At 60.3% G+C, this 23,418-nt stretch carries 15 protein-coding genes and 2 tRNA genes; 9 read left to right on the top strand and 8 right to left on the bottom strand.

Annotation, left to right across the window (positions count from 1 at the left end; all coding sequences use genetic code 11):
- Positions 1-84: 84 nt before the first annotated feature.
- Positions 85-2,295 (bottom strand): glycogen debranching protein GlgX, encoded by a 2,211-nt coding sequence (gene glgX / locus U1A53_RS16010; protein WP_322282471.1) that lies wholly within the window; start codon positions 2,293-2,295, stop codon positions 85-87.
- A gap of 34 nt (positions 2,296-2,329) precedes the next feature.
- On the opposite strand from glgX, the gene U1A53_RS16005 reads away from it, so the two are divergent.
- Positions 2,330-3,556: a GDSL-type esterase/lipase family protein gene (locus U1A53_RS16005; RefSeq protein WP_322282470.1), complete on the top strand. Its 1,227-nt coding sequence runs from the start codon at positions 2,330-2,332 to the stop codon at positions 3,554-3,556.
- A gap of 7 nt (positions 3,557-3,563) precedes the next feature.
- Here the strand turns inward: U1A53_RS16005 and U1A53_RS16000 are convergent, their stop codons facing one another.
- Complete coding sequence (locus U1A53_RS16000; RefSeq protein WP_322282469.1) at positions 3,564-4,208, bottom strand: response regulator transcription factor; 645 nt, start codon at positions 4,206-4,208, stop codon at positions 3,564-3,566.
- Complete coding sequence (locus tag U1A53_RS15995; RefSeq protein ID WP_322282468.1) at positions 4,201-6,165, bottom strand: ATP-binding protein; 1,965 nt, start codon at positions 6,163-6,165, stop codon at positions 4,201-4,203. Before U1A53_RS15995 ends, U1A53_RS16000 begins: the two co-directional genes overlap by 8 nt.
- Positions 6,166-6,385: 220 nt before the next feature.
- Here U1A53_RS15995 and U1A53_RS15990 point away from each other — a divergent pair, with 220 nt between their 5' ends.
- The 4 genes from U1A53_RS15990 to U1A53_RS15975 all read left to right on the top strand — a co-directional run bounded on the left by U1A53_RS15990 (position 6,386) and on the right by U1A53_RS15975 (position 10,552).
- Positions 6,386-7,507, top strand: a complete 1,122-nt coding sequence (locus tag U1A53_RS15990) for a hypothetical protein (RefSeq protein ID WP_322282467.1) — start codon at positions 6,386-6,388, stop codon at positions 7,505-7,507.
- Between the two features lie 16 nt (positions 7,508-7,523).
- Positions 7,524-8,516: a G protein-coupled receptor LGR4 gene (locus U1A53_RS15985; RefSeq protein WP_322282465.1), complete on the top strand. Its 993-nt coding sequence runs from the start codon at positions 7,524-7,526 to the stop codon at positions 8,514-8,516.
- A 133-nt stretch (positions 8,517-8,649) separates the two neighbouring features.
- On the top strand, positions 8,650-9,099 hold the full coding sequence (locus tag U1A53_RS15980) for a hypothetical protein (RefSeq protein ID WP_322282463.1): 450 nt from the start codon (positions 8,650-8,652) through the stop codon (positions 9,097-9,099).
- 109 nt (positions 9,100-9,208) lie between these two features.
- Entirely contained in the window at positions 9,209-10,552 is a 1,344-nt protein-coding gene (locus tag U1A53_RS15975; RefSeq protein ID WP_322282462.1) for a redoxin domain-containing protein, read from the top strand.
- Here U1A53_RS15975 and U1A53_RS15970 read toward each other — a convergent pair whose 3' ends face one another.
- The 5 genes from U1A53_RS15970 to rnhC all read right to left on the bottom strand — a co-directional run bounded on the left by U1A53_RS15970 (position 10,553) and on the right by rnhC (position 19,127).
- Positions 10,553-11,347, bottom strand: a complete 795-nt coding sequence (locus tag U1A53_RS15970; RefSeq protein ID WP_322282460.1) for a DUF1080 domain-containing protein — start codon at positions 11,345-11,347, stop codon at positions 10,553-10,555.
- A gap of 66 nt (positions 11,348-11,413) precedes the next feature.
- On the bottom strand, positions 11,414-14,461 hold the full coding sequence (locus U1A53_RS15965; RefSeq protein WP_322282459.1) for a toll/interleukin-1 receptor domain-containing protein: 3,048 nt from the start codon (positions 14,459-14,461) through the stop codon (positions 11,414-11,416).
- 136 nt (positions 14,462-14,597) lie between these two features.
- Positions 14,598-17,702 (bottom strand): c-type cytochrome, encoded by a 3,105-nt coding sequence (locus U1A53_RS15960; protein ID WP_322282457.1) that lies wholly within the window; start codon positions 17,700-17,702, stop codon positions 14,598-14,600.
- Between the two features lie 78 nt (positions 17,703-17,780).
- Positions 17,781-18,101 (bottom strand): HU family DNA-binding protein, encoded by a 321-nt coding sequence (locus U1A53_RS15955; RefSeq protein ID WP_322282455.1) that lies wholly within the window; start codon positions 18,099-18,101, stop codon positions 17,781-17,783.
- An 84-nt stretch (positions 18,102-18,185) separates the two neighbouring features.
- Positions 18,186-19,127 (bottom strand): ribonuclease HIII, encoded by a 942-nt coding sequence (gene rnhC, locus U1A53_RS15950; protein WP_322282453.1) that lies wholly within the window; start codon positions 19,125-19,127, stop codon positions 18,186-18,188.
- A gap of 72 nt (positions 19,128-19,199) precedes the next feature.
- Here rnhC and U1A53_RS15945 point away from each other — a divergent pair, with 72 nt between their 5' ends.
- The 4 genes from U1A53_RS15945 to U1A53_RS15930 all read left to right on the top strand — a co-directional run bounded on the left by U1A53_RS15945 (position 19,200) and on the right by U1A53_RS15930 (position 22,521).
- Positions 19,200-20,237 carry an A/G-specific adenine glycosylase gene (locus U1A53_RS15945; RefSeq protein ID WP_322282451.1) on the top strand — a complete coding sequence of 346 codons (1,038 nt, stop codon included), beginning with the start codon at positions 19,200-19,202 and terminating at the stop codon, positions 20,235-20,237.
- A 57-nt stretch (positions 20,238-20,294) separates the two neighbouring features.
- On the top strand, positions 20,295-21,236 hold the full coding sequence (locus tag U1A53_RS15940) for a metal ABC transporter substrate-binding protein (RefSeq protein WP_322282449.1): 942 nt from the start codon (positions 20,295-20,297) through the stop codon (positions 21,234-21,236).
- Positions 21,237-22,134: 898 nt separating this feature from the next.
- Positions 22,135-22,209: transfer RNA gene (locus tag U1A53_RS15935), tRNA-Trp, on the top strand.
- A 235-nt stretch (positions 22,210-22,444) separates the two neighbouring features.
- Positions 22,445-22,521 (top strand) — tRNA-Asp (locus U1A53_RS15930).
- Positions 22,522-23,418: the final 897 nt, after the last annotated feature.

Genomic DNA, 23,418 nt, shown 5'->3' with positions numbered 1-23,418 from the left:
TTTTCGGGGCCCAAATGGGCTGTTCGCCTTGGGCGGCCTGTCTCCGAAACCATCAGGATCCTTAAAACGAGGGGGCTGCTTGGGTCAAACTTTGGGCTCGAGACCCGCGCTGCCACCAGCCGCCAAGGTCAGGCAGACGACACTCTGAGCCTGCAGCGGGTAGTTTGTGGAGCCGGCATGAACGGGCGGGGTGCCAGGAGGGAAGGAAGGGGAAAGGGCCGTGTCGAAGACGAGGGACCAGCGGATGTCTTTGCCACCAGGAAGGGTGAACGGCTGGGTGGTGCTATTGTTGTTGTACAACAACAACAGGGGATGCGCTGTGCCGCCACCTGCATCCAGCAAGGAGCCAAAACTGCGGCAGGTCATGCTATGCCATTCCTCATGGCGGAGGAGGGTGCCGTCGTCCTCCAGCCAGGTGACATCACGCAGACCGGTGGCGGGATTGAGTTTACCGTTAAAATAGGCGCTGCGGCGGAACACGCCGAGGCTGCGGCGAAAGGCGGCCATGCGACGGGTGAACTCGATCATCTCCTCATCACCGTGGCTCCAGTCGAGCCAGCTGATCTCGTTGTCCTGGCAATAGGCGTTATTGTTGCCGCGCTGGGTGCGTCCGCGCTCGTCGCCGGCGGTGAGGAAAGGCACGCCGAGGGAGCACATCATGGTGGCGATCATGCCGCGGCGGAGCTTGGCGCGGGTGCTGACCACTTCGGGATCCTTGGAGGGGCCTTCGATGCCGCAGTTGGTGCTGTGGTTGGTGTTGTCGCCGTCGCGATTGTCCTCACCGTTGGCCTCGTTGTGCTTGCGCTCGTAGCTGACGAGATCCAGCAGCGTGAAACCGTCGTGCGAGGTGAGAAAATTGATGCTGGCGAGCGGTGGACGCTGGTTCCAGCCATAGATGTCCTGGCTGCCGCACAGGCGCTTGGCGTACTCGGCCGTGATCCCCGGATCGCCCCGCCACCAACTGCGCACAGTGTCGCGATACTTGCCGTTCAATTCGCGCCACGGCTCCGGGAACTGGCCGACCTGGTAGCTGTCCTCGCGCGAGATGTCCCAGGCCTCGGCGATGAGTTTGACCCGCGAGAGCACCGGATCCTGCGCCACGGCACTGAGGAACTGCGACTGCGTGTGGAAGCCGTCCAGTTCATTGCGCGCCACCGTCACGGCGAGGTCGAAGCGGAAGCCATCGACGTGCATTTCCGTGACCCAGTAGCGCAGGCTGTCCAGGATGAGCCGCAGGGCAGGGGTGCTGGCCGAATCGACCGAATTGCCGCAGCCAGTGACGTTGAGATAACCCGCGCCATCTTCGCCAAAGTGGTGGCGGTAGTAGCTGTGGTCATCAAGGCCGCGGAACATCAGCGAAGGGCCGTTTTGATTGCCCTCGGCGGTGTGATTGTAAACCACATCGAGGATGACCTCGATCCCGGCGGCATGCAGCGCCTTCACCATCGCTTTGAACTCGCGCACTTGGGCCTGTGGGTCGCTGGCGGCGGCATAGGTGCTGTGCGGGGCAAAAAACCCGATCGTATTGTAGCCCCAGTAATTGGTGAGATTGCGGCCGAGCAGAAAGCCGTCGTCGAGATGCTGATGCACCGGCAACAACTGCACGCTGGTGATGCCGAGATCGCGCAGATAGGTGGTGACGGCAGGATGCGCGAGGCCCGCATACGTGCCGCGCAGTTCGGCGGGCACTTTGGGATGCGTCTGGGTGAAGCCCTTCACATGCAGCTCGTAGATCACCGTGTCGCACCAGGGCACGCTCGGAGCGGTGTCGCCGGTCCAGTCGAAAGACTCGTCGATTACGACGCATTTTAGTGCCTTGGAGCCGTTGTTGACGCAGCCTGGCGCATGCTGCGGATTGGGCAAGGTATGCATGTGCTCCGCCGCCTCCGGCACGCCGTGGATCGCGCGGGCGTAGGGGTCGAGCAGCAGCTTCTTGGCGTTGAAGCGCATCGCATTCTGAGGCAGCCACGGCCCATGGGCGCGATAGCCGTACAGTGCGCCCGCTTTGACATCGCGCACGGTGGCGTGCCACAGGTCACATTCACCGCGCCTCATGCGCACGCGGGCGGTTTCACGCGCAGGATCGGCCGGATCATAAAGGCAGAGGTCCATGGCCACCGCATGGCGTGAATGCACCACGAAACGCGCCGCGTCCGCCAGCAGTGTGACACCGGGAAGCTGAGGCTGGTCTGGAATGTCGAGGGAAACAGGAGCGGCTGGACTCACGACACGACTGGTGGTGAGCGCAGTGCGGGAGGCAAATCTTCGTTTCCAGCTTTTGAGCAGTGGTTGCATGAGGCTCATCACGCACAACGTTTGCCATGCCGCCATGATTTATCGCCAACTTTTTGTCATTCTCTTCCTCTTCAACGCCTGCTGGGCGCTCGCCCTCGCGCCTGCTGATCCGGCACGCTTTGAGAAGGCGATCCAGGCGTTTGAAGCCGAAGATCAGGCCAAGGCACCGCCGAAGGATGTGACGCTTTTCACCGGTGCCTCGAACATCCGCCGCTGGCAGTCGCTGCCGGAGCGTTTCAAAAAGACTCCGGTGCTCAACCGTGGCTTCGGTGGCTCGCACATCAGCGACGTGGTGCATTTCGCCGACCGCATCGTTCTCAAATACAAGCCGAAACAGATCTATCTTAACGCCGGTAGCAACGACCTGCACTCCGGTCGAACGCCGGAGGAAGTGCTGGCCGCGTTCGAGGCGTTTGTCAGCAAAGTACAAAAGGCGCTGCCGAAGACGAAGCTCGCCTTCCTCTCAATTCCGACCTCTCCCTCGCGCTGGGACGAGGTGGAGCTGGTCAAAACGACGAACAGCCTGATTTCCGCCTCCTGTGCGAAGAACAGCGTCGATTTCATCGACATTTTTCCGCTGCTGCTTGGAAGCGATGGCAAGCCGCGGCCCGAACTCTACGTCGAGGACAAGCTCCACTTCAGCGAGGCCGGTTATGACGTGGTGACCTCCGCCATCAAATGGCAGAAAGAAATTTTCACCTTTGCGAAGCTGGATGCGGCAAAAGCGCCGCCCGCCAATCCCATCGTCTTCACCGGCAGTTCGAGCATCCGCATGTGGAAATCACTGGCGGACGATTTCCCCGGCCTGCCAGTCATGAATCGCGGTTTCGGCGGCTCCGAGGTGTTTGATTCCTTCAACTATGCCCATCTGACCGTGCTGCAGTATCTGCCGAAGCACATCGTGATGTATGCCGGCGGCAACGACATCAATGCCGGCAAGACGCCGCAGCGCGTGCTGTCCGACTTCAAAGCCTTCGTCTCCCGCGTGCATGCGGCGCTGCCCGAGTGCCGCATCAGCTACATCTCCAACGCGCCCAATCCCAAACGCTGGGCGCTGATCGAGCAGATGCGCGAGTGCAGCCGCTTGATCGAGGAATTCACCAAGACCGACAAGCGCCTCCAGTTCATCAACGTCTATCCGCACATGCTCGGCCCTGACCGCAAACCGAAGCCGGACATCTTTCTCAAGGACGAGCTGCACATGAACGCGAAGGGCTATGCGATCTGGAAAGAGGTCGTGGGGCCGTTTTTGACGAAGTGAGTGGTGTTCACACCAGCCCCTCTTTCACCGCCTTCGCGATGGCACTGCCGCGTGAGCGCACCTGGAGCTTCACATACACGCTGCGAATATATTCGTCCGCCGTGTAGTAGCCGATGCCGAGTTGCGCGGCGGCGTCTTTGATGGTGCTGCCGGAGACGAGGAGCTTCAGGATGTCCATCTCACGCGGCGTGAGGCCGTAGTCGTTTTGGGAGGCAGTGTTCGCTTTGGAAAACATCTCCAACACGCGGCGGGCGATGGTGGGGTTGATGGGGGAGCCTCCGGCAGCGGCACTGCGGATGGCGGCGGCGATGTCTTCGGTGCTGGAGGTCTTCAAAAGGTAACCAGCGGCTCCGGCGCAGATGGCGCGGAAGATTTTGTCGTCCTCCTCAAAGACGGTGAGGATGACGATGGCGGTCTGTGGCGCGAGCTGGCGCAGTCTCGCGATGCCGTCGATGCCATTCATGCCGGGCAGGCCGACATCGAGCAAAAGAACCTGCGGCGCGGACTCGGTGGTCAGCGCTGCGAAGGCATCTTCACACGCGGTGAAGCGCTGCGTGCAGGCGAAGCCTTCGACGCGGTTCAAGGCTCGTGCGAGTCGCTCTCCGTAGGTTTTGTGGTCTTCGATGAGCCAGACGTGGATGGTTTCAGGCATGAAGCGGCAGGGTGAGGGTGAAAGTAGTGCCTTGCGGCGAAGATGCGATGTCGGCGCGGCCTTGATGCTTGGCAGCACGGCGGCGCAGGTTGGTGAGGCCCATGCCGGAGGTCGTGGCGGTGGGATCGAAGCCGTGGCCGTTGTCGCGGACGGTGAGAATGATATCGCGGTGATCTTGAGCGAGCGTGATCGTGACCTCGGTGGCTTCGGCGTGGCGGGTGATGTTGTGCAGCACCTCTTTGAACATGAGCATGAGATCGCGCTGGCGATCCACGGCGAGGCGGCGGGTCTGCGTTTCGTTGTCGATGCTCACGGTGTGCTTCATGCCGCGCAACGTGCGCGCGGCGGTCTCGCGCAGCAGCGTGGGGAGGTCGTCGGTGCCGTAGCGCTCGCTTTGCATGAGGCGCGTGATGTCGCGCATGGCGTCCACGGTTTCATCGGCGATGGTTTTGATCTCCGTGAGGTCATCTCGGGCATGTTTGTCATCCGCCAGGATGTCCTGCGCGATCAAGGCGATGCTGCCGAGGCTGCTGCCGATCTCGTCATGCAAATCCTGCGCGATGCGTTGGCGCAGACGTTCCATTTCCATCAAGCGCGCCCTTCGTTGCCGTTGCAGCCAGATCAGCGCGGCGATGAGGCCGAGCACGGCGATGGCGATGAGCAAACCGAGGCCGAGTCGTTGCCAGTGTTGCGTGAGACTCGTGCGTTTGGCCTTCAGTATGGCGAGTTGATGCTCCACCTCGCGGCGTTGCGAGAGTCCGGCGAGCCACGCGGGCCAGTCGAGGATGTCTGCGCCGCTCGCAAAGCCATCCACGAGCGCGTTTTGCGACCAGCCGTCGGCTTCGGTGGAATCCGAGGCTGTGATGTCGCTGCTGGGCGCGATGTTTTTGCCATTCGACCACACCTGCATCTCCGCCATCGCCAAAACGACGCTGCCATTGCTCACATGAGGCTCCAGCACGTTCAGCCGCACAAATCGTGCGCGATGCCCGCCGATGATGCTCACCACGTTGTCGCCCGGCACAGCGTTGTAACTGCCGGATTGCGGCGAGGGCAGCACGCGCGGCAGTTCATTGTCCTCCTCACGCAATTCGATCTGATAACGCACGGGAAAGCCATAGCCGTGACTGTGCGCAAACTGCGGCGGAGACGCCGGAAACAGGCGCACCTCGTCCACCATCGCCACTTGGCCGAGATCGATCTCCACCCACGGATGGCTCGTGGCGCGGAGTTCGCTCACCAGTTTGCTGCGAAAGCCGAGCGCGGGGCTGGAGCGCGTGCCGAGCGGTGGCCCGAGAACGGTGTGACCATCGACGAGATTGATGCGGCCCCAGTCAGGTCGCGTGCCCTGGCTGCTGCTTGCCCGCACCGCCGCAGGGCCGATAGCTTCGAGTCGTGCGCCGAGGTTGTGATTGCCCTGAAGCAGCATCACCTCGCCGAGAGCACAGAAGAAACGCTCTTTGCCGCCGATCAGCCGCGTCGCCGTGATGCGCACCTTTTGCGCGAGACCGCTTTTGGCATCGATCACAACGGGAAGCAGTCCTGGATTCGGAAAATCGGCCTCCGTGAAGTCCGCGATGATCGTGCGCTCGGGGTCTTCGCCTTCACCGAGCAGCTCCACATAAAACCGCACTGGAAAGCCATAACCTGCGCCGACAGCTCCACCATTCGGCGGCGGCGCGATGAGCACCACGGAGTCGATTTTCTGCGCCTGCCCCAGATTCAGCTCCACCCACTCCGCTTTGTCCGCCGAGGTCGAATACTCGCTGTGCCAGCCGAGCCGTTGCGTGAGCTGCACGAACGGTTCAGCAGGCAAATCGGCCCGCTTTTGCTCCAAAAGCACCCGCTCGGCCTCCAGCGCCTGCATTTCAGGAATCCACTCCATCACCTCGCCAAACGCCGCCCGACTCCCAAGCAGGAGCACGAGGCAAAGCAAAGTCTGGAAGGGCAAACGCACGACGCGAAGAGCCTAGCGGCGCGAAGGCGCTGCTGCCACCGTGTTCTCGCTCGTGAACGGCCCCCGAACATTCGGGGGGACTTGCATGACGGCGCTCGGGCGGACGTTTGATCCACTGTCCAATGCCCCCCTTTCTCTACCAATCTGATCGGACCGGAAGTGGGTCTCAAAGCGTCGCCTGGCATTCGAGTCGGCTCCCAAAGCTAGTATATTACGAATCATGAACTTCCCTCACGGACATACCTGCTTGCATCTGCTCGTCTCGTTGACTGCGTGCAGCGCATTCGCTGCCGAGATCGAGATCACCGAAATCCTCCAACTCCCCGAATGCCACAGCCTCGGCTGGGTGCGGGCGAATGCGGGGGTGAAGGGGCAGGGTGCGGGCAACATCATCCTTGATGAAGCCAAGTGGGGCACGCCCGCAGCGAATCAGGTCATCGAGCAGCATTGGGACTGGGATCTCAGCGATGCACAATGGGCTGCGGCGGTGAAGCAGAAGGGCGAAGGCAAGCGCGAGGACGTGAAGTTCGATCTGTGGGTGCCCGATGGCATTGGCAGCGTGCGCGGCATCGTCGCGATCACCGGCCATGGCAGCGGCGAGACGCTCTACAAGCACGCAGAGACGCGGAAGATCGCGCGTGAGCTGCATCTCGCGATCTTCAAGTTCGTCGGCAATCCCATGCAGCGCGGCTTTTGGCCTCGCAGCCTGCTTTACGACCGTTTGAAGGACTTCGGAGTCAAATCGGGGCATCCCGAACTCGTTCATGCGCCGCTATTTCTCTACGGCCACTCGAACGGCACCGGCTTCTCCGCCATCTTCACCGCCACGGAAGGTGCCCGCGTGTGGGGCTGGGTTTCGATGCGGCCCGGCACGACATTTCAGGTGTATCAACCCGGCGCGGCGCAGGTGCCAGGCATGGTCATCTTTGGCGAGGACGATGGCTTCTTCGCTCGTCCGACCAAAGAGCAAAACATGGCCGTCGTCGAAGCCATGCGCCAAAAACATGCCGCGCTCTGGCACTACGCGGTGGAGCCGAAGACAGGTCACGGCCCTGGCGATAAAACATGGCCGCTCGTCTTCTCCTTCCTGCGCCACAGCTTCGCCGCCCGCGTGCCTGCCGATGCTGATCCAACCAAAGGCCCGGTGAAGCTGAACGAACTCAAAGCCGAGACCGGCCACCTCGGCCAAAACTGGAATGCGAAGACCGGTGGCTACCAAACTTTGCCCGTCGCACCCTTTGCCGAGTTCACCGGCGACAAAGCCACCGCCTCCTGGCTCCTCAACGCTACTTTTGCCACCGACTGGCAAACCTTCCAACGCGACGGCCAGCTCGCGAAATAATCTCATTCCCAACCACATGAAACTAACCCTCGCTCTAATCACATCTCTCAGTGTTTCCGCATTCGCGCTCGATCCCCATGTCGAAGCCGTCACTCGCATCGTCGAAGCCGCCAAAGGCAAAGTCGAGAAGACCGAAGACGGTCAAAGTCTCAAACTCGTCGATCTTGCCGTGCCGAACACTGGCCCCCACGACCACCGCAAAGACGATCCGTATGACGCGGCCTTTTTCGAGCATCTCGGACACATCACGACGCTGGAGTCGCTGAACGTCATCTCAACGAAGTTCAATGACGAGTGGATGCCGCACATCGCGAAGCTCACGAACCTCAAGACACTGCGCTTCACCAACAACGGCCCGCTCACCGATGCTGGCATGGAGCAGCTCGCAGGGTTGAAGAACCTCGAAGCCTTCTCGTTCGTCGGCACCAAAATCACCGGAAAGGCTTATGCGAAATTTGAAGGCTTCACCAAGCTCATTAAAGTCAGCCATCGCGGCAGCAGCATCAATGACGAAGGCTTGAAGGAACTCTGCGATCACCTGCCCAACCTGGAAAGCATCAGCCTCGCCCACGCGAAGTTCACCGATGCTGGCGCAGTGCATCTGGCGAAGCTCACCAAGCTCAAGGGTTTTGAAATTGGCACCTCGAATGCCACACCGCAGGCCCTGGTTCATCTCGCCAAGCTTCCACTGGAGTCGCTGCAACTCGGCGAAGGTTTTGAGTCGGCGGAAAGCATCCCAATGATCAAAGGCATCGCCACGCTGCGCCGCCTGACCTTGACCAACGCCACGAAGCTGACAGATGCCGAGTTGAAGACCGTCTCGGGCCTCACGCAGCTCGAACACCTCGAACTCGGCAAGGTGCCTTTCCCTGACGAGCGCCTCGCGGTGCTCGCTGACTTCGCCTTCCTCAAGTCCATGCGCCTCGTGCCGGTGAAAGAGCCGTTCAGCGACGAAACGCAGGCGAAGATCAAGGCGCTGCTGCCCAAGACGGCACTCACATTCAAGTGACCTCCTGCCTGTGCATGCGTCTTCTCTGCTCCCTTTTGCTTCTCGGTTTGCCTCTGCATGCTGGCGAACTCGTCAGCGCCGATTTCGTCCATCGCACACCGGCCAGTTCCTCACCGAGAAAACAGGCGAGTCCGTGAACTTCACGCTCATCCCAAAACACATCCTCAAGCACCTCGGCAAAGACACGCAGTTCGCCAACCTCCCGCTGCACCAGAGCTACCGTTTCCACTGTTATCAGGACGCGAAGGGTGAGTTCACTCGCGTCACCTTCATCAGCGATGAGTTCAGCCACCTCACCGCCAACGCCACCACGGCCCGCATCATCTCCATCCACAGCGACAAACTCCACATCGCCTGGATGCTTCGCCTCGTAAAAGATTACAACGGGGACATGCAACGCCCCCAGGACATCGGCCGCAGCGTGCTGCGTGTGTCGGAGGCGACGCGGGTGTGGAAAGGCGAGTCGCAGGTCAAGCTGACGGATCTCGCTGTGAACAATGCGCTTCTGCTCAACCTCACCAGCGAGCAGCCTGGCAGGCCTGCTGTTTGCACTGACCTGTGGGTCGGTGAGGAAACGCACTAGCTGGTGATGCAGCCGAAGAAGACGGTGAATTGACGCGTTGCCGTCATGATTCCGTGCCTGCTATTTTGCAGGCTTGACCTTGTGGCAGGAAATTCATCCAATCAGGGATATGAAACGAATTCTCATCTCCCTGGCGCTGCTGACCACGTCCTGCTTCGCCCAGAGCGCGAGTTCTGACGCTGACAAGGCGCAGGCTTTTGAAGCGACGACGACCGCAGGCGCGAAGCTGCGTTTTCCCGAAGACTACAAGGGCAAGATCGTCATGCTTGATTTCTGGGCGACTTGGTGCGGCCCGTGCATCGCCGAAGTGCCGAATCTGACGAAGGTTTACACCGATCTGAAACCAAAGGGCTTCGAAGTGCTCGGTATCAGCCTCGACAGCGAGCGCACCAGGGAAAAGCTGGCGCAGTTTACCAAGGACAAAGGCATGGCGTGGCCGCAGATCTGCGATGGCAAGGGCTGGGAGGCCGAATTGGGCAAACTCTACGGTGTGCGTGCCATTCCCTCCTGCTTCCTCGTGGACGGCACGACGGGAAAAATTCTCGCCAAAGGCACAGAACTCCGCGGCGCTGCGCTGCGGCCGACGATTGAGAAGGCACTCGGCCTGCCGCTCAGCGGCACTCCGCCGGTGGCGGGCGCGGTCAAGCCTGCTGCTCCGACCGCGCCACCCGCCCCGCCTGATCCACTGCTCGAATTCGCCGCCAAGGCGGTGAAGACCGGCAAGTTCCTCGATCACACGGTGGTAAAGGAGCAACTCAAGCAGCCAAAGGCAGGCCTCGTGGCGCTGGCCAACGAGTCCACGCAGTCGAAATCGAGCCGCGACATCGCGCGTGTCGCCCGCGCGGCGCATCTGCGCGCCGGGTGGTATTACCGCTGCACACGTTGCGACAAGATGCATCTCAGCATGGCGGGTGCCTACGCCGTCGCGCCGGATGTCGTCGCCACCGCCAATCACGTCGTCGAACCGCCTGCCACGCTCAAAGAAGGCTGGCTCATCGTCGCCAACGCGGACAACGAGATCTTTTCCACCACCGCCATCCTCGGTGCGGATGCGAAGGCCGACGCCGCGCTCGTGCGTGTCATCGCCGGTGGGTTGAAGCCGCTGCCGCTGCGCGCGGAGGTGTACCTGGGCGAGCCCGCCTACTGCTTCAGCGATCCGTTGAAGCATCGCGGCTACTTCAGCGCCGGAATCGTGAACCGCCTCTATTCCACCGACTCCACAGAAGGATCATCCAGCCAACGGCTCAACGTGAGCACCGACTGGGCCCAGGGCAGCAGCGGCTCCGCCGTCTTCGACGAATATGGCAATGTCATCGGGCATGTGGCCCGCATCCAGACCTTCAACAGCAATCCTGCGCCCTCCACCGGAACCACACTCGTGCTGCACGAGGCGATTCCAGCGAAAACGGTGCTCAATCTGGTGAAACGCACCAACGAGGCGGCGGCGAGGTGATCACTTCGCGGCCGGTATCGCGTTCTCGTCACGACGATGCAGCGGACGCACCCAGATGTTGCGGTAGCGCGTCGGATTGTGATGATCTTGAAGCGCGAAGCCGAACTCCTGGACCTTCGCTTCCAGCGGCACCGCGTGCTGCACGATGACGCCGTTGTGGATCACGGTCATGCGGGCAGGTTCGATCACCGCCCCCTTGTCATCAAGCTTCGCGCACTCGCAGATGATGTCATAGCTCTGCCACTCGCCGGGGTTGCGGCTGGCGTTCACGAGCGGCGGATACTTGTTGTAGATCGCGGCTGCCTGACCGTCGGGATAGGTGTCATTCTCGAAGGAATCGAGCACCTGCACCTCGCCCCAGCCGTGGATGAGCACGCCGCTGTTGCCTCGGCCCTGGCTGCTGCCCACGACTTCGGCAGGCGTGGCCCATTCGATGTGAATCTGACTGGATCCGAACTTGTCCTTGGTGTCGATGTCACCGCCTTTGGGTGTGATCTCGGCGTAACCATTTTCGATCTTCCAATTCGGCACGTCGCTCTGGTCCTTATCGTCCCTGCGCGGCTTGCGGGTGAATTTGGACAAGTCCTTGCCATCGAAGAGCACGATGGCATCGCTGGGAGCTGTTGTTGCTGTTGGCGGCGTGATGACCGTGGGCCGCGGTCGTTGCATGTCGCCCTGTCGATAGATGCCGCCGGGCGTGAAGGGTTTTTCTTTTTTAGGTTCAGGCTGCTTCGCGGGTTCGGCGGCGTTTGAGACGAGAGCGAAGAGTGGAAGAAGGAGAAGGATGCGTTGCATGGTCATGACAGTGAAGGAGCACCGACGATTCGTCGGCAAAGCTGCCTTGAAAACGTCTTTCAGCGGTCAAGCCTTCCCACGCTTCTTCTTGCCGTAGAGTTTCTCCATCTCGGTATCGTGCTCACGGTTGATGCGCAGGGCTTCCTCGATTTCCGGCTGCATCTTCGCGGCCAGCGCTTTTTCGGCTTCGTCCCAATGCTTTTCGTCTGCACGGTTTCCACTGGCCTGGGCGGCGTCGCGGAGCTGGCGCAGAGCTTCGTGACGGCCCCAGTAGTAGCCGCAACGCTCGGCGATTTCGAGCGCGTCGCGGGCGTCCTTGGCGGCGTCGGCGGGCTGGCCGGCCTCGCGCCGGAGCCGGGCGCGGAGATTCAGGGCGTCGCACTGCTTCAGCACCAAGCCGCTCCGGGCCGCGAGCCGCAGCGCCTCCTCGCAATCCTCCACGCTCCCCCGCAGCCGCGCCTGCGCAAGCAGCGCGTCGGGGAGATCCATTCCCTGCCGGGCTTCACGAAAGAGCCGCACGGCCGCGACGATGCGCTGGTCGGCGGAATCGCGGCCGCCCGCTGCGAGATCGAGTTCCCCGAGGAGGAGGTCGCACTGGGCGATGGTTTGATTCCAGCGGTTGCGCTCGCAGATGGCTCGATTCGCCTCCGTGAGCCGGCGCGCGGAGTCCGCCTCGCCGAGTCGAAATCTATGGCTGCACCACTTTATGCCCCCGGACGAATAGAGCGCGGCGTTTTCGTGGTGATTCTTGCGATTGAGCGTATCCGCAGCGGCAAAGTCGCGGCTTGCGGCGGCCATTTCTCCCCCGAGCGAAAGCGCGTGGGCACGATACGCGCGGGAACTGCGCTCCTGTTCAGAATCATGCGTTGGAACGGAGGAAGGGCGCTGTGGAGCGCGGCGATGAACCGCCGTACTCCCTAGCGTGTCCGCTTCCTCGACACCGGCATAAAAGAGCGCCTCGCTCGCACTCCCGACCGCCTCCCCCAGCGCCCCTCGCAGCGTTTGGACCTCGGCGATGTTTCGGAGGCCGATCGAGACGTTTGCCCAAGATTGTTCGGCGTGTCGAATCTCGTTTTTTTCTTCATTTCCACGCTCCACTCCATCCAGCTCCCCGAGGTTATTCGCTAACAAGGCGATCCATGCAACATAACGCGCCAACTGTCCCCTCCCGAGCGCCTGCTCCAGCGCCGCTCGCCGTTCCGGCGGCTCGATAAATCCCCGCGCGCAATGCAGCCCTTCCTGCGGGGCGGGAATCGTGAGGAACACTTGGCCATTCTCCAGCCGCTCAAGAAACAGATCAGCCGCCGCTCTGAAATTCCCCGCAGCGAGGAGCACCTCGATCGCCTCCAGGATCGGCTGCAATTCCGCCACGCTCCGGGGCTTGCCGCCTCCGCCCTTCCCCGCGACGATCTCGGCAAACTGTTGCGCGACCGTGTCGCCCGACGCCAGCGCCTCGCCGCGGAAGACCTCGCGCACAATGGGATGAGCCGCCCAGCGGGCGGTGTCGCTATCAGGCGCTTCCTCGCGCTGGAGCAGGTGATCCCGAACCAGCGCATCAAGGAGGAAGCGGAGATGCGTGGCGTCGCAATCGCCGAAGTCCGCCTTCATCGCATCGAGCCCCGTGGCGAGCGCGGCGAGCGTCGCCGTGGGCACCGGCTCGCGGAAGAGTGCGACGAGCTGGAGCAGCCGGCGCTTGGGCGCGGGAAGTTTGTTTTGCAGCCAGAGCAGCAACTTGCGGAACTGCCGCCGGTGCGCGTCCTCTTCGCCCGCCTCCGTACCCGCCGCGAGCAGGTGGCGGCTCACCGTCTCCGGTTCATCGAAGGGTTGTGCGAGGCACGCACCGGCAAAGAGCCGCAGCGCGAGCGGATGCCCCCCGAATTGAGTGCTGTATGCTTCGAGGTTCTCCCGAATGTGAGTAAGACCACACTTCTCCAGCAGGTCTGCGCCTTCTTTTGCATCGAACAGCGGAAGTTCTTTCGCACGGGCTGCTTTTGGATGTTCGTTGGTGATCTGCGGGAATGGGAACCGGCTTGTGAGGACGAGAAGTGACAAACCCTCCCCGCCAACGCGCGCGACGAACTCATTGAGCGATCCGTCATTGATCCAGCCGTAGTGCGGATCGTTTTCGTCGCGCTGGAGAACTTCGAGTCCGTCGAGCACCACGAGGTAACACCATTTCCGCACCGCCGTTGCAGCAGCGTGGTGGAGCGGTGTGCCAGTGGGTGGCGCAACGATCTTCTCCCGCTCGCACACGAACTGGAGGAAGGCCGCGAAGAAGTGCTGCGGGTCGCGATCTGAATAGAAGCTGTAGAAGAACACGCCGCGAAACGTGCGGTGTTGCCAGCCGCGTTGCACGGCGATCCAATGCCCGACGAGCGAGGTCTTCCCGAGCCCGCCCACGCCGGTGACGGTGGCGATGCGAATGCGCGCGTCCTTCGCGCAGTCGTCAAGCCACGCCAACTCGCGCTCGCGTCGGGAGTAGAGGGCGTCATTGGTGGCGGGGTGGAAGAAGAGGATCGGGAGTGGGGGAGGAATGGGAGATGGGGGGTCCGAGAGACTCCGAGTCAAGACAACCTGCGGCGAGGTGGCAGCGTGTGCGTCTGGTGCCAAACGTTCCTGACCTTCCGCGAGGCGCGCCTTCAGTAATTCGAGGCGATCCAGAATGTCTGTGGCGATTTCTTCCGCAGAAAGGTTGATCCCGTCGAGCCAGCCGGTGTTTTCGAGTACGCCGGGAACATGGCCAGGACCGAAGCGAACGATGAAGACGCGCAGGCGAGCGGTCTCATCCCGCGCCGAATCGATGCGCATCCGCAAGGCGTCGATTGCCTCTGCTTCGCCCTGGCACCAAGGGCGGTCGGCGTAATCATCCGACAGGTCGGCGACCACCATGAGGCTTTGCTCGCCATAAATGCGCTGGAGTAGCACGCGCATATTGCCGCCGAGGATTTCCGCGCGAAACCACTCGTCGAAGAACACCTTGCCCTTGCCACGCTTTAGCAGGCCGGGATCGAGTTTCGCGGCGACGAGATCGGCAATCGCTCGCACTTTGTCGCGATGCGGGCCTGCAAAGGAGAAGGCGACATCAAAACGGTAATCATGCTGAGGGCCGGGCATGGGTGCTGAATAGGCAACCTTTTCAGATGTGGGCAAGTCTGTGTCTGAGTTTGATTATCGAAATCAGCTCGCTGGCAAAAAGAAGGTCGGCGAGTCGTTGGCCCTCAAGATCCGCGCCAGTTGCAGCGCAACTGGGCTACTTTTGGAACGCCTTGTCCTTCGCATTCCCGCCGCTGACCAGGTAGGCGATCAAATCAAGGAGTTCGTCTTGATTGAGCGAGTTGATGAGACCGGGGGGCATCATGCTGATTTTGCGGGTGCCTTTTTTGGCGATGTCGGCCTCGTTGATGGCCATATGGTCGTTGGGAGCGAAGGGGTTGGTCATGAGGAAGACTTTTTCGTTCTCCTCGACGACGATACGGCCGATGAGGATGCTGCCGTCTTTTTTGGTGATCTCGTGGCTGTCGTATTGGTCGGAGATGACCTTGCTTGGGTCGATGATGTTCTCCAACAGATCTCGCAGAGTGTAGCGGTTGCCGACGCCGGTGAGGTCGGGGCCGATGCTGCCGCCGTCGCCGTTGAAGCGGTGGCAGGTAGCGCACATGATACTGCGGTTCATGGCCTCGCCGTTTGCGAAGTCGCGGCCTTTGAGGCCACCGGCGGCGAGGGCGAGCACTTCATCAATGGTCCACGCTTTGCCGGGGCCTTTGGGGGCGACGTAGTTGGGCATGGCGGTCATGGCCTCGACTTTGTTGCTGAGAGCGTCTAGGTCGGCAAGCTCGGGCTGTGGCACGAACGTCGCCATGGCGTCTTTGCGGATGTTTTCGATGAAGCCTTTGAAGCTGTTGCCGCCTTTCCAAGTGCGGGCGCGGGGGAACCAGGAGAAGAAGGTTCTGCGATGCTCGGGAGTCCAGCCAGCGGTAGCGTTTCTCAATGCGAACATGTAGTCGATCTGCTGCGCATTGGGGCGGCTGCCTGCGGCGGCGCGGGCGGCGTTGGCGTAGCCGTCGTTGCGGCTGAGGACGGCATCGGTGGCGACTTCTTGGAAGTCGTCTTTGGCGGTGGCCATGAGCGCGAGCGTTTTGGAGACGACTTTGGGCGAATCGATGGCGACGAGAATGTGGCAGATCTCGCGATTGACTTGGGGATCTTCGGCGGGGTAATGCGCGTCGAGTTTCTCCGCGATTTTGGCGCAAACCTCAGCATCAGGCTTGCCCAAACGGATCAAGACGAGCTGCGTGGCGCGCAGGGCGGCGAGTTGCTGGCTGAGCGGGAGTTTTTTTCCTTCGAGCGTGCTGAGTGTTTGTAGCATCAGGCCCTGCAACACAGCGTTTTCGGGCGAGACATTGCCAATCGGCTCGGAGGAGGTGCCGGTGGGCTTCGCGGCGGGTCTGCCGCCTTCATGGTTCGATTTGGCTCCGGTGACGCGAGCGAGAGCGATGATGCCTTCAATCAAGGCGACGGGATGTTTTTCATTGAGGGCTTTTTCTTTCCAAAGCTCGACCGGGAGCTTTTCAATGGCGACGCGGGCGGCGTAGCGCACATGACGGTCGCTATGGCTCAGATAGCCCCAGGCGGTGTTAAGGGCCTTTTCAGCTTCGATTTTGCCGGTGTGATAGCTTTCGAGCGCGGCGCGCATTTTGAATTCCTCATCGAGCGGCAGCGCTTTGGCGGGCGCGGTGGATTCATCGCCGACATAGGTCACGCGATAGACGCCGGACTGTGTCTTGCGGCCACCGACGGCGAAGTACATGGCACCATCCTGCGGATGGATGACGAGATCAGTGAGCGGCAGCGGTTTGCCGAAGACGAATTCTTCCTTGGTGGCCGTGTAGCTCGCGCCTTTTGATTCGAGGTGGATGGCCCACATGGTGCCGTAGGTCCAGTCGTTGATGAAGATGGCGTGCTGGTACTTCGCGGGGAACTTCGCGCCGGTGCCAGCGACGGTGCCAGTGGGGCTGCCGGGGCCGATGTCGATGGTGGTGGGCAGTGAGTCGGGATAATATTGCGGCCACTTGCCGCTGCCGCTGCGCCAGCCGTAGTCAGCACCGCTGACGCAGTGATTCACGCGTGTGGGGCGATACCACGGCGCGCCGATGTCCCACTCCATGTCGGCGTCATAGGTGAAGAGTTCGCCTTGATCATTGAAGCAGATGTCGAACTCGTTGCGGAAGCCGTAACAGAAGAGTTCGAGGCTGGTGCCATCGGGATTCATGCTGCAAACATAACCTCCGGGAGCGAGGATGCCGCGCGCGTGGCCATTGGCATCCCAGAGACGGGGCAGGACGTGGTCTTCTCCCCAAATTTTCGCCGGGCGGCTGTCTTCGAGGCCTTCGGGCAGCTTCGTGTGGTTGCCGCAATTGAAGTAGATGCGTTTGCCATCGGGACTGACGACCATGCTGTGCAAACCATGCTCTCCGCCGCCAGCCATGGTGTGGAGCTTGGTGGTTTTGTCGTATTGGTCGTCGCCATTGGTGTCCTGGAGGCGGTAAAGGCCGTTGTCCTTGCCGTTTTCGTTCACCATCACATAGAGGCTGTCGAAGGCGGCAAGCAGGCCGTGAGCTTTGCCCATTTCAATGGCGAGTTTCTCTGGCTTGAGGTTCTCCGTCTTGCCGATGGCTGGAACGCTCATGCGATAGATGCTGCCATACTGGTCGCAGGCGATGAGGCGGCCTTTCGGATCGACGGTGAGGGCCACCCACGAGCCTTCCTGGTCCTTCGGCACGTTGTAGAGTTTTTCGACTTTAAATCCCTTCGGCACGGTGATCTCACTGGCTGCGATGGTTTCCGCCGGGCCGCTGTTTTTGCCACCACCGGCTTTGCCGTCGAGCGCGAGACCCCACGGGCCTTTGCCATACTCATTGATCACCAACGCGGGCTTCCACTCTTCTTTGCCGGTGGTGGTGGATTCCCATTTGCCGCTGGTTTCAATGACGATGTCTTGACGACCGGCGGGCAGTTTGAGTGTGAGACGCGCGACGAGCGCGGCGGTGCCTCCTTTGTTCGTGGCGTTGACGATGATCTCGTTGCTCTCGCCGAGCTTGATGTCCTTGGTGACATCCGCTTTCACCGCCTCCTGCCAGTCGGCATTGGTGAGCACTTTTTTGCCGTTGAGGCTGGCGACCGCGCCGTTGTCGCAAGTCAGCTCCAGCGTGGCGAGCTGCGCATTCTGCGGGACATCAAAGCGATGGCGGAAAGTGACCTTGCTGTCTTTGTTACCATCTTTGGAGAGCCAGATCCACTGGGGGGCTGCCTGAAGGTCGGTGGCAAGGAGAAGGGAGAGGATATAGAAAAAACGCATGGAGCAGACAGTACGCCTGACTCCGTCATTCTTAGCAGCCAAATCCTGCGATCCTGCCGGAGGGCCGTCTGCGTCGAGTTAAGCGTGATTACCGTTGAGCTTGCTCACCGAAACCGCAGCCACCTTGGACTTCAGCTCTTTGCTGGGCTTGAATCGAACCACACAGCGGTCAGGAATCATAACCTCAGAATTTGGCTGCTTGGGATTGCGGCCAATTTTGCCTCGGGCAACTCTCAGGTCGAAGGTGCCGAAAGTGCGCAACGTGATCTCGCTACCTTCAGCTAAATGCTTTGAAACCAATTCCATAAATGCCTCCACAAGGGCAAGAGCTTCAGCATGCTTCACGCCAGTCGCGTTGCTAAGTTCGGCTACCAGCTCTTTTTTGGTGATGGTGGACATGTCGTTTTGACTAGCGGGATGTTTAGTATGGCGCAACTAATTTCTGCGTCGAAATATTACAGGATACCTACGTCAGCATCAGTCTTATTCATTCAAGTGATCGGAATCTGACCCGGATGAAACCTCGGTGGTGGTGCGAAAGTGGGCCTTGGTCAGGGACTGCAGGAGACCTTTGCCATGCTTGTTTACCAAACTTGCCGCCGTTTGTTTCACACTTTGTGAAACTCCCTTGGGAAGTTCGGTTCCGAAATGCCGGCTCTGCGATTTCAACCAGCCGACAAAAGCTTCTCTTGCCAGGATAGATGCCGCTGCCACAGCGGGATCACTCTCTGCCTTGGTGCGCTGGACGAGTTCGATCGTACGTCCGCGTTTTTGCAGGGCGCTTTCGAGAATCTTCGGATTCGCGAACTGGTCGGAAATGGCTCTGGGGCAGTCGGGCACGCGTTCCAACAGATTTTCAATGACCTTGGCATGCCCCCAGGCCAGCAGGCGGTTCAGATTGCCGAATTTCTCATAAAGTTCGTTGTAGCGTTCCGGGTGGATGGAGATCACTTCCCAAGCGAGGCCGGGAATAGCGCGAATATCTGCAGCTATTTTAGCGATGCGCTCGTCGCTGCTGATGCGTTTGCTGTCCACGGCTCCGATGTCTCGCAAGCGGCGGGCCACATCGCCATCGACGAAAACACCTGCGATCACCAGCGGGCCGAAAAAGTCGCCTTTGCCGCTCTCATCGACGCCGATGTGCGACTGAAACATCTCCGGGTGATGCACCTCTTCGTAGCCGAGTTTCGCCTCTCCCAGCACCTCTGGTTCGAGCAGGTTGGTGACGAAGTCCTCGGTCTCTTTGCCCTGTACGACCACTTTGGGCCCTTTTTCATAGACGAGCACATTCACTTTCGGCTTGGAAGCAGCGTAGAGACAGTAGGGCTTGGTCATGAACTCAAACCCACGTTCCTTCAGAAGCGCGCGCAGTTTCTCTGCTTGTGTTGCGGTGAGAGCCTGCGTGTGGCTGGTCAGGGTGGGCATGGCTGCCACAATAACGTTTCTGACGGCGAAAGACTCATGAAAAATGCCGATGCCTGTTCAAAGTGAGGGCACATGTCCTCCCCCGCCGTCACGCCTGATCCCACCGCCGTTGCCACGGCGCTTGTTGCCTGGTTTCGGGAGCAGGCGCGTGATTACCCATGGCGTCGAACGCGTGACCCGTATGCGATTCTCATCTCCGAGGTCATGCTGCAGCAGACGCAAATATCCACAGTGCTGGACCGTGGCTATTACGCGCGCTGGCTGGAACGGTTTCCGGATTTTTCGACGCTTGCGGAGGCTCGGGAAGACGAGGTGCTTAAAGTCTGGGAGGGACTGGGGTACTATCGACGTGCGCGGAATCTGCAGCGGCTGGCCAAGGAGGTGATCGAAAACCACGGCGGTGTTTTTCCGCGCGATCCCGCTACTATTCTCGCCCTGCCAGGCATCGGCCCTTATACAGCGGGAGCAGTGGCGAGTTTTGCCTTCGGCCTCGCGGAGCCGATCGTCGATGGCAACATCGCGCGGGTTCTGTCTCGTGTTTACAATGATGCCACACCGGTCGATTCCACTGCGGGCACGAAGCTGCTTTGGGAACGGGCGAAGTCGTTCGTGAAAACCACCGACGATCCGCGTGCACTGAACTCGGCGCTCATGGAACTCGGCCAGACACACTGCGCGCCGACAAAACCCACGTGCGATCTCTGTCCGGTGCACCGTCATTGCCGTGCGACGAGTCCTGAGTTGCTGCCCGTCAAAAATGCACGGCCGGAAATCACCGCAGTCACCGAGCGTGTCGTCTTCTTGCGCACCAGCGCGGGCGTTCTGCTGGAGCTTGAGACGGGGAAGCGCCGCACCGGCCTTTGGAAGCTGCCTGCGCTTCATCCCATGCATGCCGACAAGCCGCCGCCCCTACTGCTGCGCACGCATTACGGCATCACGCGCTACAAGGTCACGCTGTGGGTGCATGAGCCGCAGGCGCAGGAAATGAGATGGCCCGACACGCACCGCATCATTTCGTTTGCCGAATTGGAATCCACGCCCATGCCAGCGCCGTATCGTCGGGCGTTGCGCGAACTTCTCCAGCGCGGCGAGTTCCGGCTTGATGCGTGAAACTCGCATTTTGCCATTTACATCATGTCTGATCCAGACTGCAATGCACCACCCCTCATGAAACACCGTCTTTTCCTTTCGTGCCTCGTCATCTTGATCAGCGCCTGCAAGCCCGCCTCCAACGCGCCGGATGCGGCCGCACCGGCTGGGAACAATGAAGCGTCATCCGCAAAATCAGGCAAGCCGCAGGTGCTTGTCGCCAATTACCCGCTGCAGTACTTCGCACAGCGCATTGCTGGCGATGTCGTCGAGGTGCGATTCCTTGCTCCTAAAGATGAAGATCCCGCTTTCTGGCAGCCGAACGAGGCTGCGATTGCCGCGTTTCAAAACGCCGACCTCATCCTCATGAACGGTGCCACTTACTCGAAGTGGGCGGACAAGATCACGCTGCCGGAGTCGAAAGTGGTCGATACCTCCAGCGCTTTTGCCAATAACTTCATCCAGATCACCGACGCCACGACTCATAGCCATGGCCCAGGCGGCGAGCACAGCCACAGCGGCACCGCCTTCACCACCTGGATCGATTTCAAGCAGGCCGCCTTGCAGGCCCAGGCCGTTTGCACCGCCTTGATCAAGCTCGTGCCCGCCGCCAAGGACACGATGGAAAAGAACACCGAGGCGCTCAAAGACGAGTTGGAGGCCTTGGACGAGCGTCTCAGCACACTCAGCCGTCGTTTGGTGCAGCATCCGCTCGTCGCCTCGCATCCGGTCTATCACTACCTCGTCCGTCGTTACGGCCTGAACTTGAAATCTGTCCTCTGGGAGCCCGATACCGTGCTGGATGACAAGTACATGAGCGATCTCAACGCGATCCTCGCCACTCATCGTGCCCGTTGGATGATCTGGGAGGGCGAGCCCTCCAAAGACAACGTTCAAAAACTCGCCGCCCTCGGTCTCCAAAGCGTGGTCTTCGATCCCTGCGGCAACGTGCCGGACAGCGGCGACTTCATGACCGTCATGAAGGCCAATGTGGAGGTGTTGGAGAAGGCGTTTCCGTAGCCATGATTTGTTATAGGTGATAATGAACCGCTAAAAATAGGCTGGCTAAGAAAAAATTTGAAACTCATGTTGACGGCCCAAGAAAGCCGTGTCATCATTCGTTACCTTCACAACTCGTCATGAAAACCAACCGGACACAACTTAACTCATCCCAAACGCTCTTGGAGCGTCAGGGAGAGATTCTGTGTGGCGGTTTTGGCTATCGTATGGTCCCGGCACATCCAAGAAAGAATTGGAGTCTCCCCATGCGACAAATCAGCGAGCAGGACGGTCTTACGTCCCCATAGGCCCCGAAAAGGCCAGTTTTCCACGGAAAGCCCTGCTCGCCACTCCAAGGCAGCAGGGCTTTTCGTTTTCCAGCATCGCAAACTCAACCCACTGATCCACGAACCAGATGAATCCACGCTCAACCGTCCCGGTTGAACCCCTCACAGCATGAAAAACCCCGGCATCCGCGCTAACGGACACCGGGGCAAGGCCGGCTTGGCTGACTCCTGGTGGAGTCGAATGAATGACCGAAGCAGAACCTGAATGCAGGCTCGCACCCTCCACCCAGATGTCAAGAATGGCAGCCATCGAATACAGAATACTCCTATGCCTAGGCGAGGAGACGGGGGCCTTTTGTCCCGAACTTTACATCACGAAACGGCTTCCCTGGGAGGTGTGCCATAAACACCGAAACATCCGCCGTGAAACACCTGCGGGTGCGACGCCAGCGATGGAGTGACCACCACTCCATCCCGCGCGTGGCAGCGGTGTTCGTTCTTTTATGGCAGATCGTCACACGATCTGCCATGAAAGGACACAGAGCGCGTGCCGGTGTTGATGCGACCACTCGGGAGGTGGTTGAGGGTTTGTTTGCCGCCTCTGTGTCCTTTCATGGCTGAACGAGTTTCATACGGCGGTGGCAGACAAGCAATGCGCAGGACTCCAAACCCTGGGAATGTGGGAGCGTTACCCACCCGCCGTGCCATTTCATATACAACGCGGCGGTAGATCGCTAAAGAGGCGCCCTGGCCTGTAATCCCAGTGCTCATTAGAGCCCGCACGGAGCATTACCGTGACGCCGCACCATTTTTCACCGGAGTGCGGGTGCCTTCACCCGCCTCCCATCAGTTTTCATTCAAGGCAGGGAGAGCCAGTGCTCTGACAGGTCTCATAAGCCCGTCTTGGTTGGTGCAACCCCAACCCCTGCATCCATTTCCAATGGTCCGTTAGCTCAGCCAGCAAGAGCACCCGCCTGTCGAGCGGAAGGTCGCGGGAGCGTAGCCCGCATGGACCGCCAGTTTTCAAGGGCTCGTAGTGTAGAAGGCGCACGGTTGGTTTGCACCCAGCGAGAGACGGAGCGTTACCGTCCGAGTCCACCATTTCAAAATCCCCTGTGAGGTAAAGTAGCCTGTCGGCCTGTTACGCCGATTGTCATCGTGCGAGTCGATGTGGGGGAGCCAATTTCAACGCCCGCAAGGTGTAACAGCATTGCATACGCCGCTTCTAACGGCCGTGGTTCCAGGTGCAAATCCTGGTGCGGGCACTCAAGATCCATATTGGGAACAGGAGATAACGGAGACAACGAAGATGCCAAGCGCTCAGTTCTTCGTTCACTTTGTTATCTCCTGTAATAATCAGTTCTGAGTTCGACTTCAACGGAGCACGTCCGGCATAGACGAGGAAACGGTCCCGAAAACCGCTGCGCCCGCCAAGGCGTCCAGAGTGCGATTCTCTGGTGCTCCGCCAGTTTTACCGCTTCGCGCTGTCAAGGCGGGTCAAGACTCGTCAAGAGGGTCAAGTCATGTGCAGGCCACCTTCTTGAACCTTTGACCATTCCTTGACCAGCTTGACCGCGAAGCGATTTCCCCTCCGTAGCTCAACAGCAGAGCATTCGGTTGATAACCGAAAGACCGTGGAGCGTCACCACGCCGAGGGACCACTTTAAACGCTGGATGGCTCAGACAGATGAGCGGCGGGTTGAAAATCCGCAGAGGTTGGCGCGCTACCAACTCCAGCGACCATTTTTCATTGCGGCATTGATGTAACAGAAACATGCGAGTGTTGGCGCTCCTGCGCCGATGCAGTCACTGCTCCGCACCCCGTGACTTTGCGCTATCGCGCAGGCATAACCAAACTCGACACGTCGGGGCAGCTCCGACATGCCGCACCATTTTTTCAAGCTCCCGAAGTGTAA

The sequence above is a fragment of the Prosthecobacter sp. genome (genome assembly GCF_034366625.1).
Classification (GTDB): domain Bacteria; phylum Verrucomicrobiota; class Verrucomicrobiia; order Verrucomicrobiales; family Verrucomicrobiaceae; genus Prosthecobacter.
This window is presented reverse-complemented; position numbering and strand designations above follow the sequence as displayed.